We start from the raw sequence: 22,847 nt of genomic DNA, 5'->3' as shown, positions 1-22,847 counted from the left end.
TATGAAAGATAATAAAACTCTAAGAAAAAATATTTCTTATGTACTATCGAGTAATATGATAATAGCTCTTATAGGCTTAGTGAATGTTTTTTTATTTCCTAAGATAATGACAGTAGAATCATATGCTTTATATCAGAGTTTTATGCTTTATATCACCTATATTACTATTTGTCATGCCGGTTTTTCAACCGGTATGGCAATTAATTATGCAGGGAAAAATTTTGAAGATATTAGTTTGAGAAGATTTAAGTCAGAGATATTTCTATTATTTTTAATTGTTTTATTTTTCTTCTTTTTTATATCCATAATTTACTGGTATAGTAGATATGAGGTTTTTTATTATCTTGTATTAGTTATAATCCCCTATGTTTTAGTCGGAAGTTATAAATCACTTCTTCAGTCCTGGAATAAGTTTAGATACTTTACTATTATTAATTTATTTGAAAGTGTTAGTATAATTTTAATTTCGTTATTGATTTATTTTATTTATAACGAATTCTCAGGTGAAAGTTATATATATATTTATCTTTCTGTTTATTGGGTTGTGTTTATATATATATTCATAAATCTATTTAATATGGTTAAAAAAACAGAGAGTATATCCATTTTTTCTCAAGATAATAAAAATACTTGGAGGCTTGGGGCAATTTTTGTTATTGGTAATTACATAAATATACTTTTTATTGTAATGAACAAGCAAGTTGTTCAAATATTTTTTTCCATAGAGGAATTTGCATATTACAGTTTTGGTATATCACTGCAAACCTTGATAATGCTTTTTGTTACGTCAATTTCACAGCCTCTTTTTACAATTATGGCAAAGAATATATTTTCTAGTTCAGATTATGATAAAATCAAAGATTTACTAATTGTTTTTAGTTCCTTTTCGGTCTGTGGTTATTTTGTTGTATCATTTATAATAAAAAGATATATACCTAATTATTCTAATAGTTTGGATATTACAGCTATCTATTTTATGGCATTTCCGGCTATATATATCATTAATTGTCTATACTTTAATTTTTATAAATATAAGAAGCTAACAAAATATTATGTAAAACTGATGTCAGTTATGTTTGCTATTATGTTGGCCCTAAATATAATGGCAGCCTATTTTTTTGCTGATATGAAATATGTTGCTATATCTACAGTGGTTGCTTACTATATTTTTCTTTTTTGTGGTGGAATTAGACTAAGCTTTATTACAATAAAGATAAAAGATATTTTATATCTGATTGTTTTTATGCTTTCTTTTATTTTTATAAATTATTTAAATAATAATGATATGTTGTCTTTAATATATATGTTTTTTCTTACTTTGTTTTTTTCAATATTTTTCTATAAAAACTCAATTTTTGCCTTAATAAAGAAGGAAATATAGATGAATTTATTTAAAATTCCTATTTTAGGAAAATTTTTTTTACATTATCTAAGTAATAAACAAGGTGGGGAGAAAACATCGGTTATTTTGAGAAAATTTATCAAATCTGAGTATAATGTTGATATAGAGCTTTATACATATGGTGGCTGCTTTAGCAATAAATTCAATATTGGCGGAACGGTTAAAATCGGAAGATATTGCTCTATAGGTCCTGATGTTTGTTATTTAGGTGCTAACCATCCTATGGAGAGAGCAGTTATGTCAGCCTATTTTTATAATAAAAATTTCTCAGGTTTTGATGTAAGAGATGTTGAGCGCAAAGAATTAATAATAGGTAATGATGTTTGGATTGGAAGAAATGCAACTATTCTTTCTTCTTGTTCTGTTATTGGAAATGGTGCTGTTATTGGTGCTGGAGCTGTAGTGACAAAAGATGTTCCGCCTTATGCAATAGTAATTGGCATCCCTGCAAAAATCTTACGTTATCGTTTTAATCAAGGAATTATAGATAACTTAGAAAAGAGCCAATGGTGGAAGTTTACTCCAGAAGAGTTAATGGAGTTTTATAGTGACATTGATGAACCGGAGTTATGGAGTCAAAAATTGCTACAGCTGGCAGAGAAAAAACTAACGAAGTAATATGAAAAAAATCTATATTGTTATTTTAAATTATAATACTTGGAAAGATACGATTGAATGTCTGGAAAGTGTATTAAAAAGTGAATATGAAAATTATCAAATTATTGTTGTTGATAATAAATCACCAAATAATTCAATGAAGTTTTTATTAGAGTGGGCAACGGGGAATGTATTAGCGGAATGCCAGAATAAACTACTTTATAATTTAAGTAACCCACATATTAGTAAACCAATAGAATATAAATTCTATGCTGAGGATGATTTATATAATGATTCTGCTCTGGATTTAACTAAGAAAGTAACATTTATTCAGTCGAATAAGAATGATGGCTTTGCTAGCGGTAACAATTTAGCAATAAAATTTATTCAAAAAGAGAGTGATTTTGATTATATCTGGTTATTGAATAATGATACTGTTATAAAATTTGATTCATTATCAAATTTGGTTTCTTATGCAGATTGCCATAATATTGGCATATGTGGATCAAGTTTAATGTATTACCATGCTCCTGAAAAAGTTCAAGCATACGGAGGAACGGTAAATAAATTTTTCGGTACGTCGTCTCATATTTTGGATAGAAATCTTATCGAACAGGAATTAGATTACATCGTAGGAGCCTCCTTCTTAATATCGAAAGATGTTATTAATTCTATCGGACTATTACCGGAAGATTATTTTTTATATTATGAAGAAACAGACTATTGTTTTAATGCTAAGAAGCATGATTTTAAATTAGGCATTGCATTAAATAGTACTGTTTATCATAAAGAAGGGGGAACAACAGGGGCTAGCCAAAACCCAAATGAAAAAAGTGAATTTAGTGATATTTTAACTTTTAGAAATAGAGTTAAATTCCATAAGAAATACCTAGGTGGCGGAGTAGGTCTATGGATAGGGAGTGCAATCACTATTTTTAATAGATTCAGACGGAGTCAATTTAAAAGAGCATATCTGATGCTAAGGAGTATTATCCGTGGTAGCAATTAAGTCTATTAAATTAGATTTAAGAAGTCTGATATTATTTATTCTTATTTCATGTATCCCATTTCAGAATTTTATATTAAATCAAAGTAGTTTAGGTATCTTTGGTACGAATTTGTCTATGCCTATTTTTTATTTATTGTTTTCTTACTATACGATAAAAAATATAAAAAAATTAAAGGTAAATAAAAGTCAAGTCTTTTTTATAGGATATATATTATTAATAACTCTACTATTTCTTTTATTCTCTGATTTTCAAGTAAAAGGGGTTAACTTAGTTATAAAAGCTATAAACAATATGCTTATTTATTCACAGCCTTTTATTGTATTTTATATATTTAATAAATTTTTTAAAGAAAGAGAGTATATTCTTATTTCAATAAAGGTTTGTTTTTTTATTTTTATATTCTTGTTATCTATTCTGATTTTAACTAAATTAAATATTTTAAATTTAGATGATATCGCCATCTTCAATGGAATTCCTAACCATAATATGAGACCTAGATTGTTTTCAATGGAAAGCTCGCATGCGGTGACAGTTTTTATTACCTTTGGAATGATCTCATTGCTTGGTTCGGAGAGTAAAATTTATAGAATAGTCATATATATTATGTTATGCCTTGGGATTTTCTTACTTCAATCTAAAAGTGGAATCTTACTATTTTTTATAATTTCTATCTTTCTTTTTAATAAGCTGAAATTTCAGGTAAAACTAATCTTAGTCTTATTCATGTCAATTTTGTTTTACCAATATATGCAAGAGAATTTTTCGCTTTATTTTAATAATATTTTATTAGGATTTGAAGAATATACATCTTTTACAACACGAACCACTTTGATATTAGCTGGAATTTTATCTCTGTTCATTTATCCTCTAGGTACGGGGTTTGGCGCTTATATTTCTTTATTTGATAATAGTATTCAAAATTCAATGGAATTAATGAATTCTATATTCATAATCATAGGTCTTATTCCGAATTTTTCCGAAGTAGAAACATATCTAATTGAAGCTAATAACTACTCCACTAAGTCGCTTTTTTTTGATTTTATAATGTATTTTGGTGTTTTTGGATTGTTGTTTTTCTATAAGTTTCATAAAACTATTTATAATAATATAAATAATAATATTATTTTATTTTTCTTTATTTTTTTAACTTTGAACCATACTTTTTTTGTTGATAGTGTATACTTATATAATTTCTGGTTTGGATTCGCATTTATATATAATTATTGGAGGTTGAGTAGTGAAAAATATATTAATATTGGCAAGTGATTATCCGTATCCACCTAATCATGGGGGGCGAGTTGATATTTTTGAAAAAATAAAAAATCTTAAATTAATAGGTTTTAATATTTATCTTATATCAACAGTAAGAGAAGCAGTAAAAGAAACTGATATTGATTTTATGAATAATGTTGTATCTGAAAATATAATTTTATTAAGAAATAGAAGTCTTTTAAGCTTATTTTCTATAAATCCATTTCAGATTCAAAGTAGAAAAGTTGATAATCTGAAAATAGGTAAGGAAATTATAAATATAAAAAGTATCAGCTTTGATTATTGCTTAATTGAAGGGCATTATTGTTTTGGTTTGTATGATTTATTAAAGAGTAAACTTACTATAAAAAAAGTTGTCTTGCGTGTTCATAATGATGAAAGTGTTTACTTCAAAGAATTGGCGCTGTCAACTAAAAATATATTTAAGAAATTATTTTTTTATTTTGAATTTATTAAGTTTAGGATATATGATAATAAGTTAAAAAAAAGAAAAGATATAAGTTTAAACTTACATATATCAAGCAAGGAACTAGACTCTTATATGGATAGAAATATTGGAAAGAATGTTTTTCTTCCTGCTTCGATTGATATAAGCTACATATTACCATATTCTGTAAAGAATAATAAAACAGTTTTGTTTCTTGGTTCTTTATTTATGCCAAACAATATAGAAGGGGTATTTTGGTACTTAAATAATATACATAAAAGGCTTTGTGAGAAATATACTGATTATAATTTGATAATAGCCGGTAATACAAAAGGAGTTAACTTATTTCATTTAAATAATAAATTATCAAATTTTGATAATATAAAATTTGTAGATTCGCCTAAAGAACTATCTGATTTATATGCAAAATCGTGTGTTTTTATAAATCCGATGTTATCGGGAGCAGGAGTTAAATTGAAAACAATTAATGCTATCCAGAACGGGCTTCCGGTTGTTTCGACTTCAGTAGGCAATGAAGGTACAGGTTTAAAGCCTGAGAAAGATATTTTGGTCTCTGATGTACCTGAGTTATTTTTTCAGAATGTTTGTAGGTTGTTAGATGATGAAGATTCAAGAGCAGCATTAACTAATAGTGCACAGGGTTTTATTAGAAATAACTATAATCAAGTCAATAACCTTAGAGAGATTTTAAAATGAAAAAAGCACTAATTCACGATTGGTTTTCAGTCTATGCGGGCGCTGAAAAATGTATCAGTAGTTTTACCAATATTTGGGATGACTTTGAAGTTTATAGCTTAATTGACTTTTTGGATGATAAAAATAGAGAATTAATTTTAAAAGGGAAAACGGCGCATACTAGCTTTATTCAAAAACTACCGAAGGCAAAAGAAAAATATCGTAATTATCTACCGCTCTTTCCTTTTGCTATTGAACAATTTGATTTAACGGACTATGACTTAGTTTTATCTTCTTCACATTGCGTAGCTAAAGGTGTATTAACTCATTCAAATCAATTACACATCAGCTATGTTCATACTCCGGTCAGATATGCTTGGGATTTGTACTTTCGTTATTTAGAAGAAAGCGGTTTAAATAAAGGACTAAAAGGAATTTTAGCAAAATATTTCTTACATAAAATAAGAATGTGGGATCTTTCAACGGTAAATCGAGTCGATCATTATGTTGCTAATTCTCAATATATTGCAAATCGTATAAAGAAAGTTTATGGGAAAGAATCCGATGTTATTTATCCGCCGGTTGATGTGAATAAATTTCAATTATGCGAGCAGAAAGAAGATTTTTATTTAACGGCATCTAGACTGGTTCCTTACAAAAAAATCGACTTAATCGTTGAGGCTTTTTCACAAACGGATAAGAAATTAGTCGTTATCGGTTCTGGTCCTGATATGGAAAAAGTTAAATCTAAAGCCGGTAAGAATATTGAAATTATGGGTTATCAAGAAGATTCGGTTTTAATTGATTTAATGCGCCGAGCAAAAGCTTTTGTTTTTGCGGCGGAAGAAGATTTCGGTATTATTCCTGTTGAGGCGCAAGCTTGTGGAACTCCTGTTATTTGTTTTAATAAAGGTGGAACAAGAGAAACAGTTATAAATAATGTAACCGGCGTTTATTTTAATGAACAAAATGTTGAGAGTTTATTGACCGCACTTAATAAATTTAATCAAAACCAAGATGGTTTTGAGCCGCAGATTGTGCGAGAAAATGCACTAAGATTTTCAGTCGAAAGATTTGAAACCGAAATTAAGCAATATATTGAAAAAAAATATGAATTATTTAGAGGGTAACAATGATTAATATTATTTTATGCGGTGGTTCCGGAACTAGATTATGGCCATTAAGTAGAACACAGGTTCCAAAACAATTTATCAAATTATTTCATGGTAAGTCGCTTTATCAATTAACGTTGTCTCGTAATATCCAATGTTGTGATTCTGTCATTTCGGTAGTTAATAATGATCAGTTTTCTTTGATTGAAGAACAATCATCCGAAGTGAATAATATATCTTATCTTAAAGAACCTATCGGTAGAAATACTGCGCCGGCTATCGCATTAGCGTGTTTAGGATTAAATCCGGATGATATTGTTTTAGTGACTTCATCGGATCAATTAATAAAAAATGAAAAGAATTATCTTGATATGGTTAAGAAAGCAAAGAAATTTGCTGAAAATGGATTCTTAGTCACATTCGGCTTAAAGCCTAAATATCCTGAAACTGGATTTGGTTATATAGAGACATTAGATGAAGAGAATGTACTTAGTTTTAGAGAAAAACCGAATTTTGAAACCGCTAAACAATATGTAGAAAGCGGAAGGTATTTTTGGAATTGTGGTATTTTCTGTTTTAAAGCCGGCGTCTTATTATCGGAATTAGAAAAATACTCGCCGGATGTTTATAAAGGTGCCAAAGCGGCTTATGCAAATAGAATGGCACAAAATAACGTCGAATCTATTAATATGGATGATATGCTGAATATACCATCGGATAGTATTGATTATGCGGTAATGGAGAAATCTACAAAAATTAAAGTGGTATGCGGTGATCTGGGTTGGTCTGATGTCGGTAGCTTTGATTCTTTAGAAAAGGAATTTGCTAAGGATGAAAATAGTAATACTGATACGGAATGTTATGTTGCTATTAATAGTAATAACAATTTTATATGGAGCAACAAAAGAGTTGTAACGATTGATATTGATGATTTGATTGTTGTTGATACGGAAGATGCATTATTGATTGCTAAAAAAGGATCTTCTCAGAAAGTTAAAGAAGCAGTTGAGTATTTAAAAGAAATTGAGCCACAACTGATAAAGTAATAATTAACTTTTAATTAACGGGGTTGAATATCTTAATCAAAATTAAATGTGTATATAGAAAATATTTTAAATAGTTATTGTGTATAATGGGGTAATATTGTGAATCGAATTGTTTCAGTTATATTTTTGATTATTTTTGATCTTTTAGCTATTTGCTTAGCTATTATGTTAGCTGTATCAGTTAGAAAGTCATTGAATTTATTTTTTGATGTTCCGGTTATTGGCTATTCATATATTACCTTCGGCGGGGTTTATGTGACATTAATCTTAATGTTGATTTATTTCGGTGTATATACTAAACGTTTTGATTTTTGGCACGAGAGTCGAATTATTTTGAAATCTTGCTTTCTCTCGTTTGTAATGCTTTTTGCCGGATTGGCATTAGGACAGTATGCCGAGTTCTATTCCAGAAGTACGTTAATATTAATATTTATCTTTTCATCTATTACGATCCCTCTCTCAAAATTATTTGTAAAAAAATTTTTATTCAAGTTAGGTTTCTGGCAGAAACCGGCGAAAGTGATTAGTAACAATGAGGAGTTTAAAAATCAGTTATTTGAAGATCGTTATTTAGGATATGTTAAAGTACAAGGGCTTGAACGTGGAACAATATTTATTGATGGTCAATCAATAGACAAGGAGAAATTAAATAGAATTATTGAAAAAAATATAAAAAATAGTAGAAAAATAATTTTTACACCTGTGTTAAGTGGATATGATTTTTCACATTCTTATATTTATAATATGTTCAATTCTAGAACTAATATATTTACATTAGAGAATGAGTTATTAAGTAAATATAACAAATTTATAAAATCCGTATTAGATTATTCTTTAACTTTATTATCTTCTATATTATGGATTCCTTTGCTTGTTGTTATAGCTATTTGGATTAAGTTAGATGATCCTAAAGGAAAAGTTTTCTTTAAACAAAAACGATTAGGATTAGATGGGAAGGAATTTATGTGTTATAAGTTTCGTTCTATGTATTCTGATCAATCTTTTATGGAGCAATGGCTGAAAGATAATCCTGATGAAAAAGCTTATTATGATAAATATCATAAGTATATTAATGATCCTAGGGTAACGAGATCAGGCTCATTCTTGCGTAAAACCTCTTTAGATGAAATCCCGCAGTTGCTGAATGTCTTAAAGGGTGAGATGAGTATAGTAGGTCCTCGCCCTTATATGGTGAGTGAAAAAGATGATATAGGTTCGAAATCTTCTTTAGTTCTGGCGGTTAAACCGGGAATAACTGGCCTTTGGCAAGTAAGCGGACGCAGTGAAGTTGATTTTGATAGTCGAGTGGATATTGATGTCTGGTATATGAAAAACTGGTCATTATGGAATGATATTGTCATTTTATTAAAAACTATAGCGACTGTGTTAGGACGCAATGGTGCTTATTAATGAGTGTGAAATCATAATTCAGCCTAGAATTTAAAAAGTAACAAAATAATATGGAAAGCAGAAATTTGGAATATAAATCTGATATTCCAGAAAAAGAGAACCGTTTAAAAGCCGAAATTGTTTCTTTTTTGAATTCTGACGGTGGAGAAATTTTACTTGGTGTCGATGATGATGGAAACGTATTGCCCGAGAAAATTTCTAAATATAAGGAATGGGAAGAAAAACTAAATAATTGGATTTTTAATGCTTTTTATCCTGCAGTTGTGGATTTTATTCGGTTTGATACTTCGATACCTTTTCGCATCATCATTAAAAAAGGCTTAAATAAGCCTTATTTTTATAAAGATGGTGAAGGTTTTAACGCAAAAGGCGTTTTTGTGCGAGTAGGTAGTTCCAAGCGCGTGGCAAGCTTTGATGAAATTCATCGAATGATTACAGCAAGCAAGGCACACGAATATGAAACCCGCTCTTGTGAACGTTCGGATTTAACTTTTCATTATGTAGAACAAAAATTTGCTGATCAGAATATTGAATTTGATGCTTATGGCTTGGCGCTACGCTTGTCAAACGGTGATTATAATAATGCAGCATTGTTGTTAAGCGATCAAAATCCGACAATTACAAAATTCGCAGTATTTCAAGGGACTGATGTTTCGATATTTTTAGATAAAAAAGAATTTTCAGGCTCAATTATGAAGCAAATTGATGATGTGTTGTATTTTGCTTATTTATCTAATAAAAAGAAAATCACGTTTGATGGTAGTCCGCAGCGTAAGGAATATTTAGATATTCCTGAGCGGGCATTAAGAGAGGCTATCGTAAATTGCTATTGTCATCGAGATTGGACACTAAGTGGCGACATAAAGTTGGAATTCTATGACGATCGCGTAATGATATTTTCTCCGGGATCATTGCCAAATGGTTTAACTCTGGAAAATATTAAGCAAGGAATGACGGCTAAAAGAAATCAAATTTTAGTCACCGCACTTGATAAAGCGGACTATATTGAGAATTATGCATCAGGTGTTCGACGTATTTTTTCTGAATATCAAGGGTTTGCAAAACAGCCGTATTATCATATTTCAGATAATGGAGTGATTGTGACATTGTTTAACCGAAATTATAATGTCGGAGAAAATGTCGGAGAAAATGTCGGAGAAAATGTCGGAGAAAATGCCACTGATAATTTATCCACTAATAAGAAATTAACTCGACGCGAAAATATTATATCAGCAATGTTAAGTAATCCTAGAATTACTGCAGCAGAGCTAGCTTTGTTACTATCGGTTTCTCAACGAACAATAGAACGGGATATAGAACAATTAAAGTTAGTAAATAAAATTACTCGGGTTGGCAGTGATATTCAAGGTCAATGGATAATTAACCAATAAAATTTGTATATACTCATTAAGATATTAGAAGAACTTACTTCAAGAGGAAATTGATATGAAAATTCTAGTCACCGGCGGTGCCGGTTTTATCGGTTCAGCGGTCGTTCGCCATATTATTAACGACACACAAGATTCGGTTATCAATGTAGATAAATTAACCTATGCTGGCAATTTGGAATCTCTTGAGTCTGTTGAAACTAATCCGCGTTACGCTTTTGAGCAAGTGGATATTTGTGATAAAGCAGAATTAGAACGTGTCTTTAATACGCACCAACCGGATGCTGTAATGCACTTAGCTGCAGAAAGTCACGTCGATCGTTCGATTGATGGGCCGGCGGCTTTTATTGAAACTAACATTGTCGGGACTTATACGTTACTTGAAGCGGCGCGTAGCTATTGGAATGGTTTACCTGAAGATAAAAAAGTGACATTCCGTTTCCATCATATTTCCACTGATGAAGTCTATGGTGATTTGGAAGGAACGGATGATCTTTTTACCGAAACGACGCCTTATGCACCAAGTAGTCCATATTCTGCTTCAAAAGCATCAAGTGATCATTTGGTGCGAGCTTGGTTGCGTACTTATGGTTTACCGACGATTGTCACCAACTGTTCCAATAACTATGGCCCTTTCCATTTCCCTGAGAAGTTGATCCCATTGATGATCTTAAATGCCTTAGAAGGTAAAAAATTACCTGTTTATGGTAATGGTATGCAGATCCGTGACTGGTTATTTGTAGAAGATCACGCTCGCGCATTATATAAAGTGGTAACAGAAGGCGAAATTGGTGAAACCTATAATATTGGCGGACACAATGAAAAAGCCAATATTGAAGTGGTTCGTACAATCTGTGGTTTATTAGAAGAATTAGTGCCGAATAAACCCGCCGGTGTGGTTAAATATGAAGATCTTATTACTTATGTAACCGACCGTCCGGGACACGATGTTCGTTATGCGATTGATGCAACCAAAATCGGCAAAGAACTCGGTTGGAAACCGCAAGAAACCTTCGAGACCGGTATTCGGAAAACTGTCGAATGGTATCTTAATAACAAAAAATGGTGGAGCCGTGTGTTAGATGGTTCTTATAACCGTGAGCGTTTGGGTAGCCAAAAATAAAATATAGCAATGGATATTTCAACTGCATCGCTAAAACATTTACTTTCACTTGGCGAATCTAGCCAAGTGGAGTTTAAATTGGCTTTAGGTCGAGAAGGAAAAGGAGAGCTCCCCAAAGATTTTTGGCGAAGTTATTCAGCGATGGCAAATGCTTATGGCGGTTGGATTATTTTAGGTATTAAAGAAAAGAATAATACGTTTTCCGTTGCGGGTATCAGTGATATTGATAAGTTACAAAGAGAATTATTTAGTTTACTAAATAATCGTGATCATATTAGTGCGAATTTAATTTCTGATACGGATGTGGTAACGCATATCATTGAAGATAAGAAAGTGCTTGCAATAAAAATTAAGCAGGCATCGCGTAAAGAAAAGCCGGTTTTTTTAACTAAAAATCCCTTTGGGAATACTTACATTCGCTTGTATGATGGCGATCGATTATGTAGCGATGAACAAGTAAAAAGAATGCTCTCTGAGCAACTAAATGATAGTTTAGATAATGAGATTTTATCACCGCACTTTTCTTTTACAGAAGATATTGAGCATTCAACATTAAATACCTATCGTAACAGATTATCAGCACATAAGCCGGATCACCCATTCTTAGATTTTGAACCTTTTGAGTTTTTCAAAAAGATTGGCGGTTGGAGAAAAGATCGATTTTCGGGAAAAGAAGGGATAACCCTTGCAGGTCTTTTGATGTTTGGCAAATTTGAAGCTATACAAGATCATTTTCCACATTATTTTATAGATTATAGAGAGCTTTCTGAAAATCGTTGGGATGAACGTATTTTTCCTGATGGGACTTGGTCAGGAAATTTATTTGATTTTTATCGAAAAGTTTATCAAAAACTTGTTTCGGAAATAAAAATTCCTTTTAATTTACAAGGTGATCAACGGATTGATGAAACGCCGGTGCACGAGGCTCTTCGCGAAGCTTTAGTTAATACTTTAGTGCACGCTAATTATGCGGAGAAAACCCCTGTTTTGATTGAAAAATCAGGTAGTTCATTCCGTTTTAGAAATCCGGGTATTTTACGCATCACGCGAGATGAATTTTTTAGTGGCGGTGTGCACGATTGCCGAAACAGTTTATTACACCAAATGTTCTTATTAATCGGTTTGGGAGAACGAGCCGGTTCCGGTGTGCCTAAAATCTTAAAAGGTTGTGATATTGCACACTGGAGAAAACCTATTCTTGAGGAAAAATTAGACCAACCGCAATATACTACGCTGATATTTGAGCCTAGTATCAAAGATACACAGTTGAATTATAGCCAATCTGATAGTGTATCGGAATCAAGTCGGGACCAAGCCGGGACTAAGTCGGGACCAAGTCGGGACCAAGCCGGGACTAAGTCGGGACTAAGTTCGTCACAAATCAATATAAATTCGGAGCTATTAGCATTATTACAACAGATTGAAGATGAACTTTCTATTCAAGAACTAATGAATTTAGTCGGAAGAACAAACAGAACAAAATTTAGAAAACAATATATCCAACCTTTAATGGAATTAGGTTTACTTGAAATGACTATTCCGAATAAACCTACGAGCTCCAAGCAACGTTATAGAAAAACTAATAAATAGGAAAAACTTAATGAAAGGCATTATTCTCGCAGGCGGTTCAGGCACCCGCCTTTACCCGATTACACGCGGTACCTCTAAGCAGCTACTGCCGGTTTATGACAAACCTATGATCTATTATCCGCTGTCAGTTTTAATGTTGGCGGGTATTCGTGACGTACTTATTATTACTACTCCCGAAGACAACGCGAGTTTTAAACGCTTGCTTGGCGACGGTTCTGACTTCGGCATCAATTTAAGTTATGCCATTCAGCAGAGTCCGGACGGTTTAGCGCAAGCTTTTTTAATCGGTGAAGAATTTATTGCGAATGAGCCGGTTTGTTTGGTGCTTGGCGATAATATTTTCTACGGTCAGCATTTTTCTCAATCCTTAAAAGAAGCCGCAGCCTCGGTACAAATTAAGGGGGCGACGGTATTCGGCTATCAAGTAAAAGATCCCGAACGTTTCGGCGTGGTAGAATTTAATGAAAATTACACCGCACTTTCTATTGAAGAAAAACCGGCGCAACCGAAATCAAATTGGGCGGTCACCGGTTTATATTTCTACGATAATCGAGTGGTTGAATTCGCAAAACAAGTAAAACCTTCTGCGCGTGGCGAACTTGAAATTACCACCCTTAATGAAATGTACCTTAATGACGGATCGTTAAATGTGCAATTATTGGGGCGTGGTTTTGCGTGGTTAGATACAGGTACGCACGACAGTCTTCACGATGCCGCCGCGTTTGTGAAAACAGTTCAAAGCTTACAAAACTTACAAGTGGCTTGTTTGGAAGAAATTGCTTATGCCAATGGTTGGTTAAGTGCGACGCAAATTGAAACTTTAGCGAAACCAATGGCAAAAAATGAATACGGTCAGTATTTATTACGTTTAGTAAAAGGCGGCAAATAATGGCAAGATTTTTAATTACAGGCGCAAAAGGGCAAGTTGGGCATTGTCTTGTTCAACAATTACAAGACAAAGCGGAAATCTTAGCGATTGATCGCGATGAATTGGATATTACGGATCGTGATGCCGTATTTAAAGTCGTAAAAGATTTTCAGCCCGATGTTATTATTAATGCTGCGGCACATACCGCCGTGGATCGTGCGGAAACGGAAATAGAACTTTCCGAAGCAATCAATGTAAAAGGTCCTGAATATCTTGCCCTTGCTGCCAAGGAAATCAATGCCGCTATTTTGCATATTTCAACAGACTATGTATTTAACGGTGAAGGCACTCAAGAATATAAAGAAGATGATGCTACCGGTCCTCAAGGTGTGTATGGTAAAACTAAATTAGCCGGTGAAATTGCGGTACAAAATGCAAATCCTCGCTCAATCATATTACGCACTGCGTGGGTGTTTGGTGAACACGGACATAATTTCGTCAAAACAATGCTTCGTTTAGGTAAAGAGCGTGATACATTAGGGGTAGTTGCCGATCAATTCGGCGGACCGACTTATGCCGGAGATATTGCCGCCGCGTTGATTTATATTGCCGATGAAATTATTCGAGGCAGAAAGGACGTATTCGGTGTTTATCATTTCACAGGCAAACCTTATGTCAGCTGGTGTGAATTTGCACAAGCTATTTTTGCCGAGGCCATCTCGCAAAATGTGTTAGAAAAAGCACCGCTGGTAAATGGTATTGCAACAAGCGATTACCCGACACCTGCTAAACGCCCGGCAAATTCACGTTTAGATTTAAGCAAAATAAAAACGACATTTGGCATTGAACCGAGCGATTGGCAAAAGGCGTTAAAGAACATTAAGGCTTACGCATAATGAAAGAGTGCAAAATATGTTAAGTAAAGTTGAACGTTTAATTGATGAAATTAACAAGTTGCATCTTGCATTTTCACAAGATTACTTCGAAACGGGAAAAATTGAGAAAGTAAATTTAAAGCATACTTTTGCAAAAGTACCGACTGAACATATTTTGTCTTATCGTTTAAATTTACACGAATCAATTAATGATTACCTTTTTCGTGCGGATTTATATGATGTTCCCTATTTTTATCGTGTAAAAACTTCCGAGTCTATTTTAGATAAAATCGAACGTTTTAAAGAGCGTTCGGACGGTTATCCTGTCAATAGCATTATGAATGATATTTTTGGCGCGAGAATTATTGTTGAAACCGAAGATATTACTCAAATAATGGATAAATTGGATGAGTGGAAAGAGAAATTCGGGCTAAAAAATTGGTATTTGCACGATAAAGACGAGTACGTTGGTATTCATATTTATTTTAAAAATTCCAATAACTTTTACTATCCTTGGGAATTACAAATTTGGGATAGAAAAGATGCGGAAAAAAACATTCAAAGCCATATTAAATATAAACGAAATTTCGTGAAATAAAGGATACTTATGAAAATTATCGATACAAAAATCCCTGATGTAAAACTACTTGAACCGACCGTATTTGGCGATGACCGCGGTTTTTTTATGGAAACCTTTCGTGATCAATGGTTTAAGGAAAATGTAGCGGAGCGCACATTTGTGCAAGAAAATCATTCTAAATCCATAAAAGGCGTGTTAAGAGGATTACATTATCAAACTGAAAACACGCAAGGAAAATTAGTCCGCGTTATTCGCGGGGCTGTTTTTGATGTGGCGGTGGATATGCGTCGAAATTCGCCGACATTCGGACAATGGGTCGGTGAAATTTTATCGGCGGAAAATAAGCGCCAGTTATGGGTGCCGGAAGGATTTGCACACGGATTCTATGTTATCAGTGATGAAGCGGAATTTGTTTACAAATGTACGGACTATTACAATCCGAAAGCTGAACATTCTCTACTTTGGAATGATGCTACGGTCAATGTTGAATGGCCGCTGGAGGGAGAACCGAGTTTATCGGCAAAAGATTTAGCCGGTAAACATTTTGCCGAAGCGATTTTTTTTAACAATTAAGCTACAAAATAAAGAAAAAACTGGTATAGTTCTGCTATATCAGTTTTTTTATACGGATTTTTTATGAACGTCTCTCTTTCTTTACATTTAACATCTGAGCCTCAACCCTCCCTCCTCACCTTTGAAAATAATCAAGCGGTAATTCATTTGCGGGAGAATTTTGACCGCACTTTGGTGCAAAAAGCGGCGCGGAAGTTGCGTGGGCAGGGGATTAAAGAAGTCGAATTAGTCGGTGAAGAATGGGATTTAGAAAATTGCTGGGCGTTTTATCAAGGGTTTTATACCGCGAAGCAAGATTATGTCATTGAATTCCCGCATTTAGCGGATGAACCGCAAGCGGAATTGTTCGCGCGTATTCAATGCGGTGATTTTGTGCGAGAAATCATTAACTTACCCGCATCCGTGATTACGCCGCAGGTGTTGGCGCAGCGGTCGGCGGAATTTATTCGCGAATTTGCGGCGGAATATGCCGAGGAAAGTGCGGTGTCTTTTCGTATTGTTTCGGGGGAATCGCTTGTTGAACAAGGTTATCAAGGTATTTGGCAAGTGGGCAAAGGCTCCGATAACCCGCCGGCGATGTTGCAGTTGGATTTTAATCCGAGCAATGATCCGAATAGTCCGGTATTAGCGTGTTTAGTGGGCAAAGGCATTACGTTTGATAGCGGCGGTTATAGCATTAAACCGAGCGATTCAATGAGCACAATGCGCACCGATATGGGCGGCGCGGCGTTATTAGTCGGCGCCTTGGCAATGGCGATCGCCGGCGGATTAAATCGACGGGTGAAATTGTATTTGTGCTGTGCGGAAAATATGGTGAGCGGCAGCGCTTTAAAATTAGGTGATATTATCACCTATGCCAACGGCGTAACGGCGGAAATTCTGAATACCGACGCCGAAGGACGCTTAGTGCTTGCGGATGGTTTGATTGAAGCGGATAAGCAAAACCCGCAATTTATGATTGACTGCGCCACCTTAACCGGCGCGGCGAAAGTGGCGGTGGGTAACGACTATCATTCTGTGCTTTCAATGGATGATCAACTGGTTGCTGATTTATTCGCTGCGGCAAAACAGTCGCAAGAACCTTTCTGGCGTTTACCTTTCGAGGAATTTCATCGCGGGCAAATCGGCTCATCTTTTGCGGAAATCGCCAATATCGGCACAGTGCCGGTGGGCGCAGGCGCGAGTACGGCGACCGCGTTTTTATCCTATTTTGTGAAAAATTATCAACAACATTGGTTGCATATCGATTGCTCGGCGACGTATCGCAAATCGGCGTCCGATTTATGGGCGGTGGGCGCGACGGGCATCGGCGTGCAAACCTTAGCGAATCTTTTGTTAAACAAAGCGGAACTATAAGGAGAATGTATGACATTGGAAAGAACCCTGTCGATTATTAAACCCGATGCGGTCGAACGCAATTTGGTCGGCGCGATTTTTGCGCGTTTGGAACAACAAAAATTCCGTCTCGTCGCGATAAAAATGCTGCATTTAACAAAAGAACAAGCGGAAGGATTTTATGCCGAACATCAAGGCAAAGAATTTTTTGCCGATTTGGTGAATTATATGATCTCCGCGCCGGTGGTGGTGTCCGTGTTAGAAAACGAAAACGCGATAAAAAACTACCGCACTTTTATGGGCGCCACCGATCCTGCCGCTGCCGAAATCGGCACGTTGCGCTATGAATTTGCTTTAAGCAAACGGCAAAATTCCGTGCACGGTTCCGACAGTGCGGAAAGTGCGGCGCGCGAAATTGCCTATTTCTTTGCCGATTCGGAACTCTGCCCGCGCTAATCGGCGTAAAGCAAGCTTCGATGCCCGTTGCGTGATTTTATCGCGCGGCGGGCGATTTCTTTTCTGGCTATATAAATATACAGTGAAATGAACGAATTAATGCTTGCCTTTTGAACAAAAAAGCGTATTATAGCCGTCCAGACGGAAAAACATCTAAACTAACAATTAAAAGGAACGTTATGTCATCATATTTATTTACCTCCGAATCCGTATCGGAAGGACATCCGGATAAAATCGCCGATCAAATTTCCGATGCGGTGTTGGATGAAATTTTAAAACAAGACCCGAAAGCGCGCGTGGCGTGCGAAACTTACGTCAAAACCGGTATGGCGCTGGTCGGCGGCGAAATCACCACATCGGCTTGGGTGGATATTGAAAATTTAACCCGCCAAGTAATTTGCGAAATCGGTTACGAACATTCCGATATGGGATTCGACGGACATTCTTGCGCCGTATTAAACGCGATCGGCAAACAATCCGCCGATATTAATCAAGGCGTGGATCGTGAAAATCCGTTGGATCAAGGCGCGGGCGACCAAGGTATTATGTTCGGCTATGCCACTAACGAAACCGACGTGTTAATGCCGGCGGCGATCACTTATGCGCACCGTTTAATGGAACGCCAAGCGCAAGTGCGTAAAAGCGGCGTGTTGGATTGGTTACGTCCGGACGCGAAAAGCCAAGTAACGCTAAAATACGAAAATAACAAAATCGTCGGCGTGGATGCCGTGGTGCTTTCCACCCAACACAGCGACAACGTGGATCAAAAAACCGTGCACGAAGGCGTAATGGAAGAAATTATTAAGCCGGTGTTGCCGAGCGAATGGTTATCGAAAGACACCAAATATTTTATCAACCCGACCGGTCGCTTCGTTATCGGCGGACCGATGGGCGATTGCGGCTTAACCGGTCGTAAAATCATCGTCGATACTTACGGCGGTGCGGCGCGTCACGGCGGCGGTGCATTTTCCGGTAAAGATCCCTCTAAAGTGGATCGCTCGGCGGCATATGCAGCGCGTTATGTGGCGAAAAATATCGTCGCGGCGGGCTTGGCGGATCGCTGTGAAATTCAACTGTCTTATGCAATCGGCGTCGCCGAGCCGACTTCCGTAATGGTGGAAACCTTCGGTACGGCGAAAGTGGCGAACGAATTATTGGTTGCGCTGGTGCGCGAACATTTCGATTTACGCCCTTACGGCTTGATCAAAATGTTGGATTTGATTCAACCGATCTACCGCCAAACCGCTGCTTACGGACATTTCGGGCGCGAACAATTCCCTTGGGAAAAAACCGATCGCGCAGCCGAATTAAAAGCCGCGGCAGGATTGTAATTTTTGCAATTCGAGTGATAAATTTAAGTAGGATGGGCTTTAGCCCATCATATTGAAATAGTTATATTTCTTGATGGACTAAAGCCCATCCTACATATTAAATACGACTTAAATCAGGTTTATCACTAACCTAGGACGTACTACGTGTGTCCAAATTCAAAGATCCCTTGTTTATTCTTCCACTAAATTTTTATGCCACATCCCGATGAATTTCGTCTTTTAAAAATGCAGGTTCAACGCCGACTTGCTGCTTGTTTATTGCAAGCGAATCAACATTTTAACCAAAATTTCCCAATGCCGACGGTGAGCTATGATCTACGCGGGGTTAAAGCCGGTACGGCGTATTTGCAAAAAAATCTGATTAAATTGAACCGCACTTTGCTGCAAGAAAACCCGACGGAATTTATACGCCAAGTGGTGCCGCACGAATTGGCGCATTTGATCGTGTATCAACTGTTCGGGCGCGTTAAGCCGCACGGTGTGCAATGGCAAACAGTAATGCGCGAAGTGTTTCGACTGCCGGCGGAAACTTATCACCGATTTGCCCTTGATAACGTGCAAGGACAAACTTTTCCTTATGCTTGTCAATGTCAAATTCACCAGCTGACTGCGCGCCGTCATCAAAAAGTGCAACGCGAAAGTGCGGTGTATTTTTGTAAAAAATGTCGGACACCTCTCAATTTTGTTAAAAATTTTGATCCAAATGAAAGACAAACCTAATGATTTTTTTAAAATATGCTATATTAGCACCGATTTTTTTAATCAAAAGGAGAAAACAAAATGAAAAAAATTTTTGTCGTAGCCCTCGGTGCTTTTGCGTTGGTATCCGCTGCAAATGCGAATGTTTATGTTCAGGGCGATTTAGGTTATTCAAAAATCAAAAGTTCGGGCGGGGAGCTTAATTTTAATAAGAGTGCATTCTCACCGAGCCTAGCCGTCGGGTATAAATTTGTCGATTGGCGTTTAGCCTTGGATTACACCCATTACGGAAATGTAAAAAAATCTTATACGGATGTGGACGAGTTGGGTGATTCTATCAGCGGTTCGGGTGAATTGAAAACCCATTCTTTCGGGTTATCGGCAATTTATGATATTAGCTTGGATACGCCGATTAAACCTTATGTCGGTGCGCGTTTAGGACTAAACAACCTAAAATGGACGGAAAATTCAACAGAAACAACTTCCTCCGTTAAGACTTCAACCTCTAATAGCGAGAGTTCCACCAAATTCGGCTACGGCGTATTTGCCGGTGCAACATATGAATTTGCACCGAATTGGTCATTAAACGGCGCCTTAGAATATAACCGTTTAGGCAAAATTGAGGACGTGAAATTTAATCAATACGGCGCGAAAGTCGGTCTTCGTTACGAATTCTAGCCTTAATTTTTGCGTAAAGTGCGGTCAAAATCGGCCGCATTTTTTGTGCCCGTTGTTTCCCGCTTGAAATTTTTGTTTTCAGACCTATATTTAATCCGCATTTATTTTAATGATAATCAAGGATAAGTTTATGGCACAAAATCAAGAAACTCGTGGTTTTCAATCGGAAGTGAAACAACTTCTGCAATTAATGATTCATTCGCTTTATTCTAACAAAGAAATTTTCTTACGCGAATTAATTTCCAACGCCTCCGACGCGGCAGATAAACTGCGTTTTAAAGCCCTTTCCGCACCGGAATTGTACGAGGGCGACGGCGAACTCAAAGTACGCATTAGCTTTGATGCGGAAAAAGGCACCATTACTATCAGCGATAACGGTATCGGGATGACGCGCGAACAAGCGGTTGACCATTTGGGCACGATCGCAAAATCCGGAACAAAAGAATTTTTGACCGCACTTGGGCAAGAACAAGCCAAAGACAGCCAACTTATCGGGCAATTCGGCGTGGGTTTTTATTCCGCCTTTATTGTTGCCGATAAAGTCACGGTAAAAACCCGTGCGGCGGGCGAAAGTGCAGAAAAAGGCGTGTTGTGGGAATCCGCCGGCGAAGGCGAATATTCCGTGGCGGATATTGAGAAAAAATCCCGCGGCACCGAAATCACCTTGCATTTGCGTGCGGAAGAAAAAGAATTCGCTAACGAGTGGCGTTTGCGCGAAATTATCGGTAAATATTCCGATCATATCGGCTTGCCGGTGGAAATTTTGACCAAAGAATACGACGAAGAAGGCAAAGAAACCGGCATTAAATGGGAAAAAATCAACAAAGCCCAAGCCCTTTGGACGCGTTCGAAAGGTGAAATCAGCGATGACGAATACAAAGAATTCTATAAACATTTAAGCCACGATTTCGCCGATCCGTTATTGTGGGCGCATAATCGTGTGGAAGGTAATCAAGAATACACCAGTCTGCTTTATGTGCCGTCGAAAGCGCCTTGGGATTTGTTTAACCGCGAACATAAACACGGCTTAAAACTTTATGTGCAGCGCGTATTTATTATGGACGACGCGGAACAATTTATGCCGAATTATTTGCGTTTTATGCGCGGTCTTATCGACAGCAACGATTTGCCGTTAAACGTTTCGCGCGAAATTTTGCAAGACAATAAAGTCACCGCCGCGTTACGCAAAGCCTTAACCAAACGTTCTTTGCAAATGTTGGAAAAATTGGCGAAAGACGATGCGGAAAAATATCTGCAATTCTGGAAAGAATTCGGCTTGGTGTTGAAAGAAGGGCCGGCGGAAGATTTCGCCAATAAAGAAACTATCGCGAAATTGTTGCGTTTCGCTTCGACGAAAAACGACGGTGCGGAACAAACCGTTTCGTTGGAAGATTATGTGGCGCGAATGAAAGAAGGGCAAAAAGCCATTTATTACATCACGGCGGACAGCTATATTGCGGCGAAAAACTCACCGCACTTGGAATTGTTCAACAAAAAAGATATTGAAGTGTTATTGCTTTCCGATCGTATCGACGAATGGATGCTCAGTTATTTAACCGAATTCGACGGCAAACCGCTACAAACTATTACTAAAGCGGATTTGGATTTGGGTGATTTGGCGGATAAAGAAGCGGAAGAACAAAAAGAGCAAGATAAAGCCTTCGGTTCCTTTATCGAACGGGTTAAAACCTTACTGGGCGAACGCGTGAAAGCGGTGCGTTTAACTCATCGCTTAACGGATACGCCGGCAGTGGTTTCCACCGATAACGATCAAATGACCACGCAAATGGCGAAACTATTTGCCGCCGCCGGTCAACCTGTGCCGGAAGTGAAATACACGTTCGAACTCAATCCGGAACACCCGTTGGTGCAAAAAGCCGCCAACACTGCGGACGAAGACGCCTTTGCGAACTGGATCGAATTGTTGCTGGAACAAGCAATGCTTGCCGAACGCGGTTCGTTGGAAAATCCGACGGCGTTTATTAAACGTGTAAATCAGTTGTTATCTTGATAAATTTCGTTAGAATAGAGGTGCGGCAACTTCGCCGCACCGAAATGTTCGACGTAAATAAAGGATCGATTATGAAAAAACTTCTGTTAATAGCGCCATTGTTACTGTCCGCCTGTACAATGCTTAACCCTACGACAGAAAAGCTATCCGCAAGTTGCCAAGCTTATTTTACTTGCATTGATACGAATTTGGCGAAATCCGGCTTGCCGGCGGAAACGCGAAACAGCGTAAAACAGGGTTTCGACGGCAGCAAAACGAAACTCCGTGCATTATCGGTTCAACAGCAAGATAAAATTTGTCAAACGAGGCTAGCCTTGTTAAAACAACAGTCAAAAAAATAATCAGTAAGCCGGCATTGTTCCGGCTTA

At 36.5% G+C, this 22,847-nt stretch carries 22 protein-coding genes; all 22 read left to right on the top strand.

The window, feature by feature from the left end:
• Nucleotide 1: 1 nt before the first annotated feature.
• The 22 genes from CVP04_RS03845 to CVP04_RS03740 all read left to right on the top strand — a co-directional run bounded on the left by CVP04_RS03845 (nucleotide 2) and on the right by CVP04_RS03740 (nucleotide 22,820).
• Nucleotides 2-1,381: an MATE family efflux transporter gene (locus CVP04_RS03845; protein WP_100296201.1), complete on the top strand. Its 1,380-nt coding sequence runs from the start codon at nucleotides 2-4 to the stop codon at nucleotides 1,379-1,381.
• Nucleotides 1,382-2,020: a CatB-related O-acetyltransferase gene (locus tag CVP04_RS03840; RefSeq protein WP_100296200.1), complete on the top strand. Its 639-nt coding sequence runs from the start codon at nucleotides 1,382-1,384 to the stop codon at nucleotides 2,018-2,020.
• 1 nt (nucleotide 2,021) lies between these two features.
• Nucleotides 2,022-3,008 (top strand): glycosyltransferase family 2 protein, encoded by a 987-nt coding sequence (locus CVP04_RS03835; protein WP_100296199.1) that lies wholly within the window; start codon nucleotides 2,022-2,024, stop codon nucleotides 3,006-3,008.
• Nucleotides 2,995-4,275, top strand: coding sequence for a hypothetical protein (locus CVP04_RS03830; protein WP_100296198.1), 1,281 nt, complete (start codon nucleotides 2,995-2,997; stop codon nucleotides 4,273-4,275). The genes CVP04_RS03835 and CVP04_RS03830 overlap by 14 nt, the downstream gene beginning before the upstream one ends.
• Complete coding sequence (locus tag CVP04_RS03825) at nucleotides 4,247-5,425, top strand: glycosyltransferase (RefSeq protein ID WP_100296197.1); 1,179 nt, start codon at nucleotides 4,247-4,249, stop codon at nucleotides 5,423-5,425. Before CVP04_RS03830 ends, CVP04_RS03825 begins: the two co-directional genes overlap by 29 nt.
• Nucleotides 5,422-6,534 carry a glycosyltransferase family 4 protein gene (locus CVP04_RS03820; RefSeq protein ID WP_100296196.1) on the top strand — a complete coding sequence of 371 codons (1,113 nt, stop codon included), beginning with the start codon at nucleotides 5,422-5,424 and terminating at the stop codon, nucleotides 6,532-6,534. The genes CVP04_RS03825 and CVP04_RS03820 overlap by 4 nt, the downstream gene beginning before the upstream one ends.
• 2 nt (nucleotides 6,535-6,536) lie before the next feature.
• On the top strand, nucleotides 6,537-7,562 hold the full coding sequence (locus CVP04_RS03815; RefSeq protein ID WP_100296195.1) for a mannose-1-phosphate guanylyltransferase: 1,026 nt from the start codon (nucleotides 6,537-6,539) through the stop codon (nucleotides 7,560-7,562).
• A gap of 99 nt (nucleotides 7,563-7,661) precedes the next feature.
• Complete coding sequence (locus tag CVP04_RS03810) at nucleotides 7,662-8,972, top strand: exopolysaccharide biosynthesis polyprenyl glycosylphosphotransferase (RefSeq protein ID WP_207761612.1); 1,311 nt, start codon at nucleotides 7,662-7,664, stop codon at nucleotides 8,970-8,972.
• A gap of 50 nt (nucleotides 8,973-9,022) precedes the next feature.
• Nucleotides 9,023-10,363 (top strand): ATP-binding protein, encoded by a 1,341-nt coding sequence (locus CVP04_RS03805; protein ID WP_100296194.1) that lies wholly within the window; start codon nucleotides 9,023-9,025, stop codon nucleotides 10,361-10,363.
• Nucleotides 10,364-10,418: 55 nt separating this feature from the next.
• Nucleotides 10,419-11,483, top strand: coding sequence for a dTDP-glucose 4,6-dehydratase (gene rffG / locus CVP04_RS03800; protein ID WP_100296193.1), 1,065 nt, complete (start codon nucleotides 10,419-10,421; stop codon nucleotides 11,481-11,483).
• Nucleotides 11,484-11,492: 9 nt separating this feature from the next.
• Nucleotides 11,493-13,073 (top strand): Fic family protein, encoded by a 1,581-nt coding sequence (locus CVP04_RS03795; RefSeq protein WP_100296192.1) that lies wholly within the window; start codon nucleotides 11,493-11,495, stop codon nucleotides 13,071-13,073.
• Nucleotides 13,074-13,083: 10 nt separating this feature from the next.
• On the top strand, nucleotides 13,084-13,962 hold the full coding sequence (rfbA, locus tag CVP04_RS03790; protein ID WP_100296191.1) for a glucose-1-phosphate thymidylyltransferase RfbA: 879 nt from the start codon (nucleotides 13,084-13,086) through the stop codon (nucleotides 13,960-13,962).
• Entirely contained in the window at nucleotides 13,962-14,837 is an 876-nt protein-coding gene (gene rfbD, locus CVP04_RS03785; protein WP_100296190.1) for a dTDP-4-dehydrorhamnose reductase, read from the top strand. The genes rfbA and rfbD overlap by 1 nt, the downstream gene beginning before the upstream one ends.
• Nucleotides 14,838-14,853: 16 nt before the next feature.
• The gene (locus tag CVP04_RS03780) at nucleotides 14,854-15,414 is read left to right on the top strand and encodes a nucleotidyltransferase family protein (protein ID WP_100296189.1); all 561 of its coding nucleotides are present in this window, start codon (nucleotides 14,854-14,856) and stop codon (nucleotides 15,412-15,414) included.
• Nucleotides 15,415-15,423: 9 nt separating this feature from the next.
• Nucleotides 15,424-15,969, top strand: coding sequence for a dTDP-4-dehydrorhamnose 3,5-epimerase (rfbC, locus tag CVP04_RS03775; RefSeq protein ID WP_100296188.1), 546 nt, complete (start codon nucleotides 15,424-15,426; stop codon nucleotides 15,967-15,969).
• 63 nt (nucleotides 15,970-16,032) lie between these two features.
• On the top strand, nucleotides 16,033-17,325 hold the full coding sequence (gene pepB, locus CVP04_RS03770; protein WP_100296187.1) for an aminopeptidase PepB: 1,293 nt from the start codon (nucleotides 16,033-16,035) through the stop codon (nucleotides 17,323-17,325).
• A 9-nt stretch (nucleotides 17,326-17,334) separates the two neighbouring features.
• A complete protein-coding gene (gene ndk / locus CVP04_RS03765; RefSeq protein ID WP_100296186.1) occupies nucleotides 17,335-17,760 on the top strand; it encodes a nucleoside-diphosphate kinase in 426 nt (141 codons plus the stop codon).
• Nucleotides 17,761-17,939: 179 nt separating this feature from the next.
• Entirely contained in the window at nucleotides 17,940-19,091 is a 1,152-nt protein-coding gene (gene metK / locus CVP04_RS03760; protein ID WP_100296185.1) for a methionine adenosyltransferase, read from the top strand.
• Nucleotides 19,092-19,283: 192 nt separating this feature from the next.
• Nucleotides 19,284-19,811, top strand: a complete 528-nt coding sequence (locus CVP04_RS03755) for a SprT family zinc-dependent metalloprotease (RefSeq protein ID WP_100296184.1) — start codon at nucleotides 19,284-19,286, stop codon at nucleotides 19,809-19,811.
• Nucleotides 19,812-19,871: 60 nt separating this feature from the next.
• Nucleotides 19,872-20,468, top strand: coding sequence for an opacity family porin (locus tag CVP04_RS03750; protein ID WP_100296183.1), 597 nt, complete (start codon nucleotides 19,872-19,874; stop codon nucleotides 20,466-20,468).
• A 130-nt stretch (nucleotides 20,469-20,598) separates the two neighbouring features.
• Nucleotides 20,599-22,479, top strand: coding sequence for a molecular chaperone HtpG (htpG, locus tag CVP04_RS03745; RefSeq protein ID WP_165772769.1), 1,881 nt, complete (start codon nucleotides 20,599-20,601; stop codon nucleotides 22,477-22,479).
• 71 nt (nucleotides 22,480-22,550) lie between these two features.
• The gene (locus CVP04_RS03740; RefSeq protein WP_100296182.1) at nucleotides 22,551-22,820 is read left to right on the top strand and encodes a DUF5339 family protein; all 270 of its coding nucleotides are present in this window, start codon (nucleotides 22,551-22,553) and stop codon (nucleotides 22,818-22,820) included.
• Nucleotides 22,821-22,847 lie beyond the last annotated feature (27 nt).

The organism is Caviibacterium pharyngocola (genome assembly GCF_002795405.1).
GTDB classification, from domain to species: Bacteria; Pseudomonadota; Gammaproteobacteria; order Enterobacterales; family Pasteurellaceae; genus Caviibacterium; species Caviibacterium pharyngocola.
This window is presented reverse-complemented; position numbering and strand designations above follow the sequence as displayed.